Source organism: Stenotrophomonas sp. YJH_SMC_130 (genome assembly GCF_059369035.1).
Map to the genome: position 1 here is coordinate 106,856 of NZ_JCAFSH010000004.1, position 15,052 is coordinate 121,907.

At 65.5% G+C, this 15,052-nt stretch carries 18 protein-coding genes; 7 read left to right on the top strand and 11 right to left on the bottom strand.

Features of this window, described 5'->3' with window-relative positions:
- Positions 1-16: 16 nt before the first annotated feature.
- The 4 genes from AC5P5V_RS08590 to AC5P5V_RS08605 all read right to left on the bottom strand — a co-directional run bounded on the left by AC5P5V_RS08590 (position 17) and on the right by AC5P5V_RS08605 (position 3,880).
- Positions 17-793 (bottom strand): ABC transporter permease, encoded by a 777-nt coding sequence (locus AC5P5V_RS08590; RefSeq protein ID WP_005409726.1) that lies wholly within the window; start codon positions 791-793, stop codon positions 17-19.
- Positions 777-1,610: an ABC transporter ATP-binding protein gene (locus AC5P5V_RS08595; RefSeq protein ID WP_134967784.1), complete on the bottom strand. Its 834-nt coding sequence runs from the start codon at positions 1,608-1,610 to the stop codon at positions 777-779. The genes AC5P5V_RS08590 and AC5P5V_RS08595 overlap by 17 nt, the downstream gene beginning before the upstream one ends.
- 14 nt (positions 1,611-1,624) lie before the next feature.
- Positions 1,625-2,683, bottom strand: coding sequence for an ABC transporter substrate-binding protein (locus AC5P5V_RS08600; RefSeq protein ID WP_231352119.1), 1,059 nt, complete (start codon positions 2,681-2,683; stop codon positions 1,625-1,627).
- A 75-nt stretch (positions 2,684-2,758) separates the two neighbouring features.
- Positions 2,759-3,880, bottom strand: a complete 1,122-nt coding sequence (locus AC5P5V_RS08605; RefSeq protein ID WP_231352757.1) for a 4-oxalomesaconate tautomerase — start codon at positions 3,878-3,880, stop codon at positions 2,759-2,761.
- Positions 3,881-3,989: 109 nt separating this feature from the next.
- Here AC5P5V_RS08605 and AC5P5V_RS08610 point away from each other — a divergent pair, with 109 nt between their 5' ends.
- Entirely contained in the window at positions 3,990-4,892 is a 903-nt protein-coding gene (locus AC5P5V_RS08610) for a LysR family transcriptional regulator (RefSeq protein ID WP_134967785.1), read from the top strand.
- Positions 4,893-4,953: 61 nt separating this feature from the next.
- Here AC5P5V_RS08610 and AC5P5V_RS08615 read toward each other — a convergent pair whose 3' ends face one another.
- Positions 4,954-5,334 carry a hypothetical protein gene (locus AC5P5V_RS08615; protein ID WP_134967786.1) on the bottom strand — a complete coding sequence of 127 codons (381 nt, stop codon included), beginning with the start codon at positions 5,332-5,334 and terminating at the stop codon, positions 4,954-4,956.
- Positions 5,335-5,442: 108 nt separating this feature from the next.
- Positions 5,443-5,970: a DUF6622 family protein gene (locus AC5P5V_RS08620; RefSeq protein WP_061478297.1), complete on the bottom strand. Its 528-nt coding sequence runs from the start codon at positions 5,968-5,970 to the stop codon at positions 5,443-5,445.
- Between the two features lie 205 nt (positions 5,971-6,175).
- Between AC5P5V_RS08620 and AC5P5V_RS08625 the strand changes: the two genes are divergently transcribed.
- Positions 6,176-6,454, top strand: a complete 279-nt coding sequence (locus tag AC5P5V_RS08625) for a hypothetical protein (RefSeq protein WP_061478298.1) — start codon at positions 6,176-6,178, stop codon at positions 6,452-6,454.
- A 6-nt stretch (positions 6,455-6,460) separates the two neighbouring features.
- Here the strand turns inward: AC5P5V_RS08625 and AC5P5V_RS08630 are convergent, their stop codons facing one another.
- Positions 6,461-7,330, bottom strand: coding sequence for a methylenetetrahydrofolate reductase (locus AC5P5V_RS08630; RefSeq protein WP_061478299.1), 870 nt, complete (start codon positions 7,328-7,330; stop codon positions 6,461-6,463).
- Positions 7,330-8,244, bottom strand: a complete 915-nt coding sequence (locus AC5P5V_RS08635) for a LysR family transcriptional regulator (protein WP_134967787.1) — start codon at positions 8,242-8,244, stop codon at positions 7,330-7,332. Before AC5P5V_RS08635 ends, AC5P5V_RS08630 begins: the two co-directional genes overlap by 1 nt.
- Positions 8,245-8,319: 75 nt before the next feature.
- On the opposite strand from AC5P5V_RS08635, the gene msuE reads away from it, so the two are divergent.
- The 3 genes from msuE to AC5P5V_RS08650 are packed head-to-tail and all read left to right on the top strand — an operon-like array spanning position 8,320 to position 11,015.
- Complete coding sequence (msuE, locus tag AC5P5V_RS08640) at positions 8,320-8,907, top strand: FMN reductase (RefSeq protein WP_134967788.1); 588 nt, start codon at positions 8,320-8,322, stop codon at positions 8,905-8,907.
- A gap of 56 nt (positions 8,908-8,963) precedes the next feature.
- Entirely contained in the window at positions 8,964-9,941 is a 978-nt protein-coding gene (locus AC5P5V_RS08645) for a DUF1852 domain-containing protein (protein ID WP_134967789.1), read from the top strand.
- A gap of 39 nt (positions 9,942-9,980) precedes the next feature.
- Positions 9,981-11,015 (top strand): methionine synthase, encoded by a 1,035-nt coding sequence (locus AC5P5V_RS08650; protein WP_134967790.1) that lies wholly within the window; start codon positions 9,981-9,983, stop codon positions 11,013-11,015.
- On the opposite strand, the gene AC5P5V_RS08655 is transcribed toward AC5P5V_RS08650, so the two are convergent.
- Positions 10,972-11,541 carry a hypothetical protein gene (locus AC5P5V_RS08655; RefSeq protein WP_231352120.1) on the bottom strand — a complete coding sequence of 190 codons (570 nt, stop codon included), beginning with the start codon at positions 11,539-11,541 and terminating at the stop codon, positions 10,972-10,974. The two genes, AC5P5V_RS08650 and AC5P5V_RS08655, sit on opposite strands and share 44 nt — an antisense overlap.
- 106 nt (positions 11,542-11,647) lie before the next feature.
- A complete protein-coding gene (locus AC5P5V_RS08660; protein ID WP_134967791.1) occupies positions 11,648-11,860 on the bottom strand; it encodes a hypothetical protein in 213 nt (70 codons plus the stop codon).
- 51 nt (positions 11,861-11,911) lie between these two features.
- Between AC5P5V_RS08660 and AC5P5V_RS08665 the strand changes: the two genes are divergently transcribed.
- On the top strand, positions 11,912-12,097 hold the full coding sequence (locus tag AC5P5V_RS08665; RefSeq protein ID WP_134967792.1) for a hypothetical protein: 186 nt from the start codon (positions 11,912-11,914) through the stop codon (positions 12,095-12,097).
- A 4-nt stretch (positions 12,098-12,101) separates the two neighbouring features.
- Here the strand turns inward: AC5P5V_RS08665 and AC5P5V_RS08670 are convergent, their stop codons facing one another.
- Complete coding sequence (locus AC5P5V_RS08670; protein ID WP_134967793.1) at positions 12,102-13,676, bottom strand: S15 peptidase family protein; 1,575 nt, start codon at positions 13,674-13,676, stop codon at positions 12,102-12,104.
- 159 nt (positions 13,677-13,835) lie between these two features.
- Here AC5P5V_RS08670 and AC5P5V_RS08675 point away from each other — a divergent pair, with 159 nt between their 5' ends.
- Positions 13,836-14,849 (top strand): DUF4034 domain-containing protein, encoded by a 1,014-nt coding sequence (locus AC5P5V_RS08675; protein WP_134967840.1) that lies wholly within the window; start codon positions 13,836-13,838, stop codon positions 14,847-14,849.
- The last annotated feature ends 203 nt before the right edge of the window (positions 14,850-15,052 follow it).

Sequence of the window (15,052 nt, forward strand, 5' to 3'; positions counted from 1 at the left end):
GCTCAGCCCGGCCCGGTCAGCTGGTGGCCTGGGCCTGGGCGTTGGGACGCCAGGTGATCAGCTTGTTCTCGACCACGTCCAGCAGCGCGTCGATGACCAGCACGAAGGCGGCCAGGATGATGATGCCGGCAAACACACCGACGGCGTTGAAGTTGCCTTCTGCCTGCGCGATCAGGTAGCCCAGGCCCGCCGAGGCGCCGAGGTACTCACCGATGATCGCGCCGACCACGGCGAAGCCCACCGAGGTGCGCAGCGAGGACAGGATCCAGCTGGCTGCTGCCGGGAAGTAGACATGGCGTAGCAGGTCGCTGCGGCTTGCGCCCAGGATGCGGGCATTGGCCAGTACCACCGGATTCACCTCGCGTACGCCCTGCATGGCATTGAAGAACGTGGTGAAGAACACCAGGGTGACCGCCAGCGCCACCTTCGACCACAGGCCCAGCCCCAGCCACAACACGAAAATCGGGGCCAGCACCACGCGCGGAATTGCGTTGAAGCCTTTGATGAAGGGATCGAGGATGCGCGCCGAGCGGCGGCTCAGGCCCAACCAGACACCGCCGGCCACGCCCAGGCCGGTGCCGATGATGTAGCCCAGCGCGGTTTCGGTCAGGGTGATGTAGACGTGCTGGTAGAACGACGTATCGGACAGCCAGGTCCAGGCCTGCTGCACGATCGCCGTTGGCGAGGGGAAGAAGAACGGATCGATCACGCCCAGCGCGATGCCGCCTTCCCAGCCGCCGAACACGGCGACTACCAGGGCCAGCTGGATGAACTTGTCAGTCTTGGCGTGCATAGCTCTTCTCCACTTCGCCGCGCAGGCAGGCCCAGATGTCGCGGTACAGGTCGGTGAAACGGTCATCCAGCTTGATCTCGGCCACATTGCGCGGACGCTCCAGATCCACGTCGAAGCTGCGCACGACACGGCTGGCTGGGCCGGAGGACAGCACCACCACGCGGTCCCCCAGGGCGATGGCTTCTTCCAGGTCGTGGGTGATCAGGATCACCGAGCGCCGGTCCTCCTGCCACAGGCGCAGCAGTTCGTTCTGCATCAGGTGCCGGGTGTGGATGTCCAGCGCCGAGAAAGGTTCGTCCATCAGGATCACCTTCGGCTCGACGATCAGCGCCTGCGCCATCTGCACGCGCTTGCGCTGGCCACCGGACAACTGGTGCGGATAGCGGTGCTCGAAACCGGCCAGGCCGACCTTGGCCAGCCACGCGTTGGCCTTGGCCTTGCGTTCGGCTTCGGGCACACCACGGAAGCGCAGGCCGAGCTCAACGTTCTGGTAAGCCGTCTTCCACGGCAGCAGCGCGTCCTGCTGGAACAGGTAGCCGACCGACTTCTGGACGCCGCTGACGGCGCGGCCATCGATGCTGACCTGGCCGGACGACGGCTTCAGCAGGCCCGCCACGGAATTGAGGATGGTGCTCTTGCCGCAGCCGGTCGGCCCGACGATGGCAAGGAACTCGCCGTCCCCCACCTGGATGTCGACATCACGGACGGCGGTGAATTCGCCGAAGGACATGGTCACCTTTTTGATGGCGACCATGGTCTGTGCAGGCTCCAGCTGCGGTGCACCATTGAACTGGCGCACGGTGGCATTGAGGGCCATGGGGTTACCTCCGCTTACGGTTGGGCAGCCGGCGCCGCAGCGTTGGCACGCTCGACGAAGGCATTGGTGTAGGTGCGGGACAGATCGATGTCGGCCTTGGCCACATCCGTATTGAACTCGCGCAGCACCTTCAACGGCGTTTCCAGATCAGCCGGCGTGAAATGACCGTCGCGGGTGAATATCGCGCGGGCGTTCTCCACCGCGCGCGCATAGGTGGCGCGGTCGCCAGAAACGTAGCTGTCCGGCAGCGCCGCAACGATGTCTTCAGCACTGTTGTCGGCGATGAACTTCAACGCCATCTGTTCGGCGCGGGCGATCTTCTCGGCCGCTTCGGGGCGCTTGTCCAGGAAGCTCTGGTTGGCGTACATCACCGAGGTCGGGTACAGGCCGCCATAGACCTGGCGGGCGCCGTCATCGCTGCGCGCGTCGAGGAGGATCCTGCCGACCTTGCGCTCGGTGATCAGGGTGGCGGCCGGGTCGTAGTTGACCAGCAGGTCGATCTTGCCCTGCTCCAGCGCGGCCACCGCAGCGGCGCCCGAGCCGACGCCGATCAGCGAGACACTGTCGACGGGGATATCGTGCTGAGCGAGGAAGTGACGGACGAAGAAGTCCGACGATGAGCCCGGCGCGGTGATCCCGACCTTCTGGCCCTTGATGGTTTCCGGCCGTGCCGGATCGAAGCTGGCATCCTCGCGGCCGGCCATCACCAGGCCGGAGTTGCGCGAGAGCAGCACGAAGGCCACCACGTCCTTGCCCTTGGCCTGCATCTGGATGGTGTGGTCGTAGAAGCCGACGGCCACGTCGGTGGAATTGGCCACCAGCGCCTGCAATACCTTGGAGCCGCCCTGGGCGAAGTTCTCGGTCTTCACCTGCAGGCCGACGTCCTTGAAGTACCCCTTGGCGTCGGCGATGAAGAACGGCAGGTTGTTGAGGTTGTAGGAGCCGACGCTGATGCGTACCGGTGCATTGTCACCACCGACGGCGGATGCGCCTTCGGTGCGCCCGCTGTTGCTGCATCCGGCCGCGGCCAGACCAGCCGCGCACAGCGCGGCCATCAAGAACTGCTTGTACATCATCCCTCCCAGGAGTGAAGCATCTACGTTGTAATGGCGGGCATGCGCACCTGCGCCGGCCCGTCCGGGTTCAGATCATGCCGCTGACGTCCATTGGCGGGCTTGGGTGGAACCGGCCACGGCAAGTGCTGGCGTGGTGGCAAACACGCGTCCTTCGAACAGCCGGCGTGCGGTGCGCACGACGCTGGCAACGACCGGCGCGTCCTGCGAGCTGCGACTGAGGCCCACCTCCAGGGCCCCGCTCGGATGTTCGAGGGTAATGCTGCCGGGAACGGACAGGCATCCGACCAAAGTGTGGGCCAGCGTGCCCGGCGTAACGGCGGCGGTGGCCAGGCCGACCGCGCCGGTAATGGCCAGCGCGGTGTGGCATTGGTGTGGCATGAAATAGCGCACCTGCAGATCGCCCCCATGTTGCGGCGCCGACAGCAACACCGGCTTGGGGATGACCTTGTTGCCGGCGTCGGCGATGCCCATGCGGGCGCCCGCCTCGATGCGCAGCGCTTCCAGCCGGCGCATGAATACCGCGTCCGCGTTCAGTTCGGCGGGCGGGGTATCGCCGTGCACGCCCAGGTCCTCGGCACGCACCAGCATCATCGGCATAGCGCAGTCCACCAGGCTGACCGGCACACCATCGATGGTCTCCTGCGCGTGGCCGCTGGGCAGCAGCTTGCCGGTGCGGGCGCCTGCCGCATCAAGGAAAGCGAGCCTGACCGGCGAGGCCGAGCCCGGCGCGCCGGCAATTCGCGTGTCACCTCGGTACACCACGTTGCCGCCGGGCGTTTCCACCGTGGCGATGATCAGCTTGCCGGTGTTGACGTTGTGGATGCGCACCTCGGTCTGCGGATCCTGCGCCTGCACCAGCCCACGCTCGATGGCATACGGGCCTACGGCCGCCAGCATGTTGCCGCAGTTCGGCGAGGTATCCACCACCTGCTGCTCTACCCGTACCTGGGCGAACAGGTAGTCGACATCGGCGTCCGGACGGCTGGAGCGGTCGATGATCGCCACCTTGCTGGTCAGCGCGTTGCCACCGCCGATGCCGTCGATCTGCAACGGATGGCCCGAGCCCATCACTTCCAGCAGCAGGCGATCGCGTTCAGCGATGTCCATCGGAAGGTCGCTGGCCAGGAAGAACGGGCCTTTGGAGGTGCCGCCGCGCATGAGGACGCAGGGAATGCTGAGCAGATCGTTGGACATACGTGTGCTAGATTGATGCGTATAGGGGATGAATGACCCCTCTGTGATTCGATACTGGCATGGCCCCAATTGATCTGTGAATTGCTGATTTTTGGATGATTGATACCCCATGAGCATCAATTGCGAAATCCTGGATCTACGCGCCTTCCTGCTGGTCTCGGAGACCCGCAGCTTCCATCGCGCCGCGGAAATCCTGCACGTCTCCCAGCCGGCACTCAGCCGCCGCATCCAGAAACTGGAGCAGGCGGTGGGGTCGCCGCTGCTGGAGCGCACCACGCGCAGCGTCAGTACCACCGCTGTCGGCGAGAACCTGCTGCCGCTGGTGCGCCGCATGCTGGAGGAATTCGATGGATCACTGTTCTCGCTGCGCGGCCGCGAAGACACCCGCGGCGCTACCGTGACCATCGCCTGCCTGCCGACGGCGGCGTTCTACTTCCTGCCCAGCGTGATGGCGCGTTTCCACGAAGCGCACCCGAACGTGCGCTTCCGCATCCTGGATATCCCGGCGACGGAGGGTCTGCAGGCAGTGGAACGTGGCGAAGTCGAGTTCGGCATCAACTTCATGGGCGCCAACGATCCGAATCTCGACTTCGACGTACTGGCTGAGGACCCCTTCGTCCTCGCCTGCCGACGCGATCATCCGCTGGCCCGCAAGCGCAAGGTGGAATGGGCTGATCTGGCCGAGCACCAGCTGATCACCGTGCATCGCACCAGCGGCAACCGCACGCTGCTGGACGGCGCGCTGGCGCGCGAGAACCTCAAGTTGAGCTGGCACTATGAAGTGACCCACCTGTCGACGTCACTGGGCATGGTCGAGGCGGGCATCGGCGTGTCGGTGCTGCCAAAGATGGCCACGCCGGACGGGGATCACGCCACCCTGGTGACACGCGCGATCGGCAACCCGGTGGTGTCACGCACGATCGGCATCGTCCGCCGCCGCGGCGCCCTGCTCTCGCCCACGGCGGAGCGATTCCTGCAGATGCTGATGAGCCAGTGGCGCGGGGAGGCGTGAGCAACTGCGCGGTTCACGCGCCTATGCGTTCCGGCGCGCCAGACGCTGGCAGGGCCGCCCTTCATGACGAAGCCGCGAAGATCGACGCAATACCTGCAAGCGATCCCACGGCCCCCCATGAGAGCGTGGCGAATGCAGTCAGCAGCACCTTCCGGTGGACGACCTGCGCTTCGTTCTGGGCCTCCGGCCGCCGCGCATAGGGCCTGGAGAAACCCAGGAGTTCGCCGGTGACTGTCAGCGCCCCCATGAAGATCAGTGCGGTCACGCAGAAGCCAAAAATGGAACCAACGAGGGCCACATGCTGGGCATCGCCAATAGCCGGCTGAGTGCCGGCCAAACCCTCTACAAGCTGGCCCGTCCACCGTGCGGGCAGCCAGGCCAGGGCGGCGACAATGCTGAAGTGACTGGCCACGTTGATCCAGAACCAGGATGTGGTCTTCATGACGTCAGCGTTTCCGGTGGTGGCCAGTGGTGGGCATCGTGACGCCTGCGTCAGCCCCGCACAACCCTGCATGGGGAAGCCGGCCAGCGGCCGGCACTACCAGTTCAATCAGCCTGCGGTTTCCAGCCCCTTGCCTGCCGCATCCATCCGCAGCGAGGCCAGGTATCGGCCGTACTTGCCGACGAAGATGCCGGTGAATCCGCCTGCCAGCAGCAGGTAGGCGGCATTGAAACCAGCATTGGCGGACAGCGACGGCGACACCGCAAATGCGACTTCGAACCCGTACTTCACCAGGAAAGTGATCAACAGCAGCGGCAGCAGGCTGAAATCCGCGTTGCGCCAGAGCTTGCCGGTACTGCGGTCCAGCGTCAGCTTCAACCGATTCAGCAGCAGCCAGGCAAGCGCGGCGCCCGTGGCGATGCCGGCCAGCCATTCGCTCCAGGCGCTCAGCGACGCGCCGAAGCGATGACTGACCGACCACGCACCCCAGACGGCGAACAAGGCGGGTACGATCGCCAGCTTCTGCAGCGAGGTCTCGGCCGGCTTCATGGCGGCGATGCCACGGGTGACCAGGAAGGCCAGGAGCAGCCAGACCCAGATCGGCGTCTGCGAGGCGAGGTGCTGAAGCATGCTCATGAGCGGTCCCCTTGGTGAGTGGTGGCGAGGTTCCCTCGCCTTGGCGCTCACTATTCGCTTCCGCCCGGGTTGCAGCCAGTGACAGCTGTCAGCCATCGCGGGTTACGCCGAGGCGCGCCCGCCCTGCCCTCACCCGGCCGGGCACATGCCGTTAACGGCCCGGCCCTATGCTGGGGCCTCATTGGAGACCTGCGAGGTAAAAACCATGACCAAGCTGCACGCACTGATGCTGGCCGGCGGCCTGCTCGCGCTGAGCCCGCTGGCCTCGGCCGAGACCGTGAATCTGACCAACAGCGCCGAGGGCGCCAACCGCGATGCCGGTATCACTGCGGTCAAGAAGAAACTGCAGGACGCGTGTACCGAGCGCAAGGGCTCGCCCGATGCTGCCTCGTTCGAGGTGGTCTTCGAGAAGACCAGCCCGAACCCGAACGTACCCAAGCCGTACTACGTGGACGGCAGGATGAAGTGCGACCTGCCGGGCTGAGGCGATTCAACCACCGGTGCCGGAAATGCGCCGCCGGTACTGCGCCATCCACTCCAGCGACGGCGCAACACCGCCGAACGGGAAGAAGTGCGGGCTGACCGGGCCATGGGCGCTGGTCAGCCCCTTCACCAGGCGGTCAACGAACACCTCCGGCCCCGCCGTTCCCAGCAGCCGGCCGATCGAGATGCCATACCGGGCCAACATCGATGCACTGGCGCCCACGCCGCACATCGCGGCGTAGCGCATCAGCCGGGGGATGCTTGCCGGCCCCGGAACCCCGACCAGCACCGGAGCCGTGATGCCACGCGCGCGCAGTGCATCCAGCCAGGCCAGCACGGTATCGGCATCGAAGGCGAACTGGGTGACGACCAAGGGGGCCATGCCACGTGCTTCGATGGCCTGGCATTTTCCCTCCAGCGCCTGCCAGCGTTCGTCACTGCTCATTACAGGATGCCCTTCCGGGTGCCCGCCGATAGCAACGACCTTGATGCCGGATTGCTCCAGAACACCGGTCTGGATGATCGAAGCACTGTCGGCAAACGGTCCGACAGGCGTGGCCAAGTCGCCCGCGATCAGCAGGCAACGCGCGACCCTGGCTTCGCTGGCGGCACGCTGCAGAAAGCGTTCAAGCGCTGCGCGTGACCCGACGCGCCGCGCAGACAGATGCGGCATCGGCTCGAATCCGAGCGCGCGCACCGTGCGCGCGGCGGCCAGTCGGGCGTCGTCATCCTCGCTGGCCAGCCAGGGAATGGAGATGACGGTACCGCACGGGATCCGATCCGCCTCGGCGCACAGCGCGGGCATGGCCTTCGCACTGACTTCCAGTGAAAAGGCGTTGATGAAGGCGTCCGCCCGCAGTGACAGGCCTGCAGGCATCAACGCGCTCCGCCCACATTGCCGGCAAGCGGCGAGCTGTTACGGGCCAGTTCGATGAAGGCCTGCAGGTAGTCGATGCCGGTATCGGCCTCGCGCGCACCCAGATAGATCTGCTTGGGAATGCCCTTGGCGCCCAGGCGCACCGGCACCACGTCCATGCGCGCGGCGTACTCCTCAACCAGCCAGCGCGGCATGGCGGCCACGCCGCGGCCGCTGGCCACCATCTGCATCATGATGTCGGTGGTTTCGATGGCCTTGTGGCGCCGCGGCGTGATGCCGGCCGGCAGCAGGAACTGGTTGTAGATGTCCAGGCGCTCGAACGGCACCGGGTAGCTGATCAGCACTTCCTGGCTGAGCTGGCGCGGCTTTACGTGGTTCACCTTGGCCAGGGCGTGGTTGCTGGCCACCACCAGCACCTGCTCGTAGTCGAACACCGGGATGAACTTCAGGCCCGGCTTCAGCAGCGGGTCGGGGGTGACCAGCAGGTCGATCTCGTAGCCGAACAGCGCGCCGATACCGCCGAACTGGAACTTCTGCTTGACGTCCACGTCCACATCCGGCCACGCGGCCAGATACGGCGAGACGATCTTCAGCAGCCACTGGTAGCAGGGATGGCATTCCATGCCGATGCGCAGCGCGCCACGCTCGCCCTGTGCGAACTGGCCCAGCCGCTCCTCGGCCAGGTCCAGCTGTGGCAGCACCCGGTTGGCGACTGCCAGCAGATATTGCCCGGCCTGGGTCAGCCGCAGGCTTCGGCCTTCGCGCAGCCAGACATCGGTACCCAGCTGCTGCTCCAGCTTCTTCATGCTGTGGCTGAGCGCCGACTGGGTCAGGTTGAGCACGCCGGCAGCAGCGGTGAGCGAGCCCTGCAGCTCGACCTGCTGCACGATGCTGAGGTGAATCCGCTCCAGCATGATGATGAATCTCGCTCATGGATTGGTGAAGTAATACCATTTTACGTCATGGAAGGCACTGACTAGGATCGGGTCATGCTTTCACCTGCCCGCCCCCTTCGAATCGTCGCCGTCTCCGGCGGATTGCAACGCCCTTCCAGGGCCGCCACGCTGGCCGAGCATCTGCTGGGCCTGATCGGCGAGGACATCCATTGCGAGCAACACCTGATCGAACTGGGCGAGCTGGCGCCGCAGCTGGCCGGCGCACTGTGGCGCTCACAGGTGTCCGACGCTGTGGAGCGGCAGCTGGTTGCTGTTGAACAGGCCGATGTACTGGTGGTGGCAACGCCGGTCTACCGGGGTTCGTACACGGGGCTGTTCAAGCACTTCTTCGACTTCATCCACCAGGACGCACTGGTCGACACCCCCATCCTTCTGGCCGCCACCGGTGGCAGCGAGCGCCACTCGCTGGTGATCGACCATCAGCTGCGCCCGCTCTTCAGCTTCTTCCAGGCGCGCACCCTGCCACTGGGTATCTACGCCACCGATCGCGATTTCGCCGACGGCCGCGTGCACAGCGACGCCCTGATCGAGCGGGCGCGACTGGCGGTACGGCGGGCCATGCCGCTGCTGGCGCTGCCCCGCCATCGTGCCACCGCCCTTGAGACCGCCGCAGCTCTTTGAATGCCGGATGCCCTCGCCCGCATCCGGGTGCCACCCCGCAACACGGAACGCCGCCCATGACGACCGACACCTTCACCTTCAGCATCACGCGCATCCCCTTCAACGAGGATTACCAGCCGGCCGAAGGCACGCGCATCACCACCAACTTCGCCAACCTGGCGCGCGGCGCGTCCCGGCAGGAAAACCTGCGCAACACCATCCGCATGATCAACAACCGCTTCAATGATCTGGCGCATTGGGACAACCCAAGCGCCGATCGCTACGCGGTCGAGCTCGACATCATCTCGGTGGAGATGCACATCGACGGCGCCGACGGCAGCGATCCTTTCCCGTTGATCGAAGTGTTGCGCCCGACCATCGTTGACACGCACACCGGCGCGCGCACCGAAGGCATCGTCGGCAACAACTTCTCGTCCTATGTCCGTGACTACGACTTCAGCGTCGTGCTGCCGGCCAGCAACGAAGGCAAGGACACCTTCCGCCTTCCGGAGGGCTTTGGCGACCTGCACGGCAAGCTGTTCCAGCACTTCCTGGAGTCTGACGCCTACCGTGCCAACTTCAGCAAGGGGCCGGTGATCTGCATCAGTGTTTCCAGCAGCAGGACCTACCACCGCACCGAGAACCATCACCCGATCCTGGGCGTGGAATACCGCCAGGGTAAGTTCTCCCCCACCGACCAGTACTTCGACAAGATGGGCCTGCGGGTGCGCTATTTCATGCCACCGGGCAGCGTCGCACCGCTGGCGTTCTACTTCCAGGGCGACCTGCTGGGCGATTACTCGAACCTGGAACTGATCGGCACCATCAGCACGATGGAGGCCTTCCAGAAGATCTACCGCCCGGAGATCTACAACGCCAACTCCGTGGCCGGCAAGGTCTACCAGCCCAGCCTGAAGCACCAGGACTACTCCTCCACCCGCATCGTCTACGACCGCGAAGAGCGCAGCCAGTTGGCCATCAAGCAGGGCCGGTTCACCGAAGAGCACTTCATCAAGCCATACCGCGCCGTGCTTGAGCAGTGGGCCGCCCGCTGATCCATCAAACTTCCATTCTCCCCCAGGACACACGACACAATGCCGACGAAGACGCTGCTCCCCACCTCCACTGCAGGCAGCCTGCCCAAGCCTTCCTGGCTGGCCGAGCCCGAGAAGCTCTGGTCACCGTGGAAGCTGCAGGACGAAGCCCTGGTTGAAGGCAAGCGGGATGCGCTGCGCCTGTCGCTGCAGGAACAACAGCATGCCGGCATTGATATCGTCAGCGACGGCGAGCAGACCCGGCAGCACTTCGTTACCACCTTCATCGAACACCTCAGCGGCGTTGATTTCGAGAAGCGCGAGACCGTGCGCATCCGCAACCGCTACGATGCCAGCGTGCCGACCGTGGTCGGCGCAGTGAGCCGTCCGAAGCCGGTGTTCGTGGAGGATGCGAAGTTCCTGCGCCGCCAGACCACGCAGCCGATCAAGTGGGCGCTGCCCGGCCCGATGACGATGATCGATACCCTGTACGACGCGCATTACAGGAGCCGCGAGAAACTGGCCTGGGAGTTCGCGAAGATCCTCAACGAGGAGGCGAAGGAGCTGGAGGCCGCCGGCGTTGACATCATCCAGTTCGATGAGCCGGCCTTCAACGTGTTCTTCGACGAAGTGAACGACTGGGGCGTGGCCGCGCTGGAGCGTGCGATCGAAGGACTGAAGTGCGAGACCGCCGTGCACATCTGCTACGGCTACGGCATCAAGGCCAACACCGACTGGAAGCAGACGCTGGGATCGGAATGGCGCCAGTATGAAGAATCGTTCCCCAAGCTGCAGACCTCCAACCTCGACATCATCTCGCTGGAATGCCAGAACTCGCACGTGCCGATGGACCTGATCGAGCTGGTGCGTGGCAAGAAGGTGATGGTCGGTGCCATCGACGTGGCCTGCAACACGGTGGAATCGGCGGAGGATGTGGCCCACACCCTGCGCAGGGCGCTGCAGTTCGTGGATGCCGACAAGCTCTACCCGAGCACCAACTGTGGCATGGCGCCGCTGGCGCGCGATGTGGCCAGGGGCAAGCTGCGCGCACTCAGCGCGGGGGCGAGGATCGTGCGCGAGGAACTCTCGGCATAAGCCTGGCCGGGGAGGCATTGCCGTTCGAATGCCGGCTTGACGGAGCCTGCCCGGGTATCGACCAGGCTCCACCTCGCCCCTGCAGCTCCGGCCGGGTCTTCATCGCGGGCTGTCGCGGCGTCAGTGCCTGTTTGATCCGTACCACCTCACCCGCCCCAGCCTCGGCCAGCCGGCGGGCCTGCTGCCGTTGTTCCCGCGAAAGTGCGGGCGACGGCGCAGCCTTTGATTCCGGCGCCACGTCCACCAGGCGTGCCACCGCCTCGCGCAGCCGCAGCTGTGGGCAAAGCCGCGCGGCACACCAGCGCTCGGCGTAGCGCCTGGCCTGCCGCACATTCGTGGCGGCCACCACCTTGGTCTGGGACATCTTGCGTGCGTCCAGGTACACCCGGAACCCGAGCACGGCATGCGGCACGATGTTGGCTACGGAACGCCCGTTCCACCACAGGTCCCAGCGCTCGCCGCTCTGCACCCAGCCCGAGGGCCGGCGGGCTATCATGAAATCGGGAGCGCTGGAGGGCGAATGCATGGCCGTAAGAATACGGTCGGCCGTCGCATGGACTGAGATTGCGGAGTGGCGCTGGCAACCTCACAACGCATCTGCCGCAGTGAAGCCCTCTTTACCACTCCCCTCTTTACCACTCTGGGCCGAGCAGTTTCTCCACCTCGGTTTCGAGCCTCTTGGCGGCTTCCTCCTGCGAGGCCACCTTGATGCACAGCCCGGACTGGGCGGGCCCGAGGGTCAACCGGTAACGGTTGATGGTGCCGCCGCCGTCGCCATCCAGTTCCACCCGGGGCACCCCGGTTCGGCCATTGGCGTTGAAGGTCCAGTCCTGGTAGTCGAACATCGTTGAGTCCACCGCAACGCCCTGAATGGCTCCCACCTTATGCGGGAGGTGGTGAAGAGCGCCGAAGAAACGTTCGTGGAGCGTGGTTACCGGGCACGCCACACGATCATGCGCTGGGTGGTGATGCAGACCAGCAGGATTCCGCGGTTTCCACCGGACATCGAGGCGCGCCTGACACCGGACGCCGGTGATCCCTGTGTCCGCGACGCTTCGATGAATCCACTGGACCTGCACTGACCCATCAATGCAGCGGCACCTTCAGCACCGAAGGCGCGTTGGCCGGCGAGCTGAAGGTGACCGCACCGCCGAGCTGGCTGATGCCCGCATAGCGCAGGTCCACGGTATCGACCACCAGGGTCAGCCGGCTGCCGGTCGGTAGGTTCCAGCTGCTGGCTTCCAGGCGAAGATCGATGGTTCTCGGCTGGCCGGGCGTGGCACCGCGCAGGGTGTACGGCTTGTGGCTGATCAGCTGGCCGTTGCCCAGCATATCCTCGGCATACAGGTAGGCATACAGCGTGGTGTTGGCGCGCGTGGGCGTCACCGTCAGCCGCACTTCCGGTGCGCCATCCAGGCGGCGTGCACTCCAGTAGATCGGGCCTTGCCAGACGCCTGCGGCGTTGCGGCCAACGAACGGCACATAGGCGCCGGGCGGCAGGTTGAACATCTGCAGCGCGCCGGACGCCATCACCACGCCGGAGTTGGCGGCAGTCAGCAGGCCGCTGCCGATCCGGTAGTTCCAACCGGTGCCGCCACCGCTCTCGGCCAGCCCTCCGGTGGGCAGCAGCAGCCCGGTCGGCGCGGTCAGCCCGTAGCTTACGGCGCCGGTAGAGGTGGCCTGCCAGTCCGGATAACGGCTCCAGCTGCCCTTCTGCGACTTCAACTGCACCGCCGGCTGGCGGTCGATGCCATTGGCCACGCCCTTGAGGTAGTGGTCGAACCAGTCGCCCACCACGGCATAGACTTCATTGGGAATGCCGAGCGCACCGAAGGCTTCGTTGAGGGCGTGGTCGCCATGGCGCAGCTGCAACTGCTTGGGTCCCTTCAGGCGGGTAAAGAAGTCGACCAGCTGGCCCGGCGGGAACAGGCTGTCGTTGAAGGCGTTGGCGAGGAATACCGCGGGTTGGTTGGCATTGATCTCATCAAGGCTGCTGGCCGGGCTGCGCTGTGCCGCTACCGGCAGCAGCGAGTCCACCGCCCCCTGGTAGTTGCCGACCAGCACATTGCGGTTGATGGTGGTCAGCTCCGCTCCGGGGCGGCCAGTCGCCAGGCCCGCTGCCACCAGCAGGGCGATGCCCTGTGCGCTGGGCGTGTCATGGCTGTAGAGCGACGCCTGCAGGTCGGCCCAGCCGCTCAGCGCGGCAACGGCCTTGATGCGCGGATCGCGTGCCGCCGCCAGCAGGCTGGTGCCGGCCCCGTAGGAGATGCCAGAGACACCGATCCTGGCCGGATCGGCCCGGGTGTTGGCCAGCGCCCAGTCGATCAGGGCACTGACGTCTTCGACCGTGGCGGGCCCGGCGATGTCGATGCTGCCGCCGGACTCCCAGAAGCCGCGCGAGCTGTAGCTGATGACCACATAGCCGCGCTGCGCCAGCGACTGTGCCACGCCCACGTACTCCACGCTGGGCACTGCCCAGCTGCTGGGCATCACCAGCAGCGGATAGCGGCCACTGCCGGCATCCTGGGGTTCGATGACGAAGGCCCCGAGGGGCGTGCCATCCCAGCTGGGGATGGTGCGATGGGTGGTCTTGACCGTGGCCGCCAGGGCCGCGGGCGCCAGCCCGGTCAGCAGGATCAACAGCAGCAGAACCTTGCGCATCGTTGTCTCTCCCCGTCGGTGGTGGTGCAACGGATCGGACCGTACCAGTGCGAATGGTGGCTGGCACCTTGCGACGCAACATGCCGCAAAGCGCGCCTTGCTATGCTTCGAGGCACTGCGGGCCCTCCGCAGTCTCCCATCAAAGCAAGGACGCCCCCGATGCACAGGATGCTCGTCGCAGGCACGCTCTCCAGCGTCGCCTGTCTGTTCGCCCCTTCAGTGTTGGCGGAAGATGCCCCCGAACCGGCCAACGACTGCGCGGAGATTGCGCGACTGATGGCCAACGACGACTTTGCGGCACTCGACGCGATGGCCGCGCGTTTCCGCAAGGGCGAGCTCAACGCCGCCGGCCAATCCCGGCTCGGCCGTTTCTACATCTGCATGTCGCGTGCAATCGGCACGTCGCGGCAGGAGGTTCAAGCCTGGAATGACTGGTCTGCATGGGCGGCGCGCTGGGTTCAGCACGCGCCGAAGTCTGCGGCGGCCCACCTGATCACCGCACGGATTCCACTCAACCTGGCCTGGAGCTACCGCGGCAACGGTTACGCCAACACCGTCAACGCCGAAGACTGGGCACAGTTCCATGAGTACAACGCGGTTTCGCGGGCCTACCTGCAATCGCATGAGGATGTTGCCGGCGGCGACCCGTTCTGGCACGAAATGAACGTGCTGATCGCGCTGCGCGAAAGCGCGGATGACGACGAAATGCTGGCGCTCGTTGATCGCGCAGCGAAGGCCTTCCCCGACTACGAACCACTGCACCTCATTGCCATGGAGTACTTCACGCCGGCCTGGGGTGGCAGCGCGCAGAAGATGGGAGCCTTCGCGCGGCACTCGATGGCCAGTGCACCAAAGAAGAAGGGGGCCATGCGCTACGCACGGCTGTACTGGTCGGCCACCGAATATTCGCCCGATCACTTCCGCGCAGCGAAGCCCGATTGGCCGCTGATGCGCCAGGGGCTGGACGAAATCGCCCAGCAGTACCCGACCATCGACAACCTGGAATCGATCGTCCGCTATGCCTGCCTGGCACGCGACGGCGACGCACTGGTCCGCTGGAATCGTTTGTGGTTGAGCCGCGCCGGTTTCGACGAGGCGGCCATTGCGCACTCGACCGAGCAAAGCAAGGCCGCATGCCTGGCGCCGGACGAAGAACAGGAAACATTCCTGTAGCGCCCGCCGCCGCAGGCCCAGGGGCGCAGCTGGCAGGCCTGCCAGGCGCCTAGCACGCGCGCGTGTCATCCACGCGCCGCGTGATCTGACATATCACCAGTGCTTGCGCATGATCACAGCTTCGCCCTTTCGTCATTGACCACAAGGCGCCAGCTTGTGACGCTTATGACACCGCAGGGCTGATGGCCCAACAACGCGGCCAG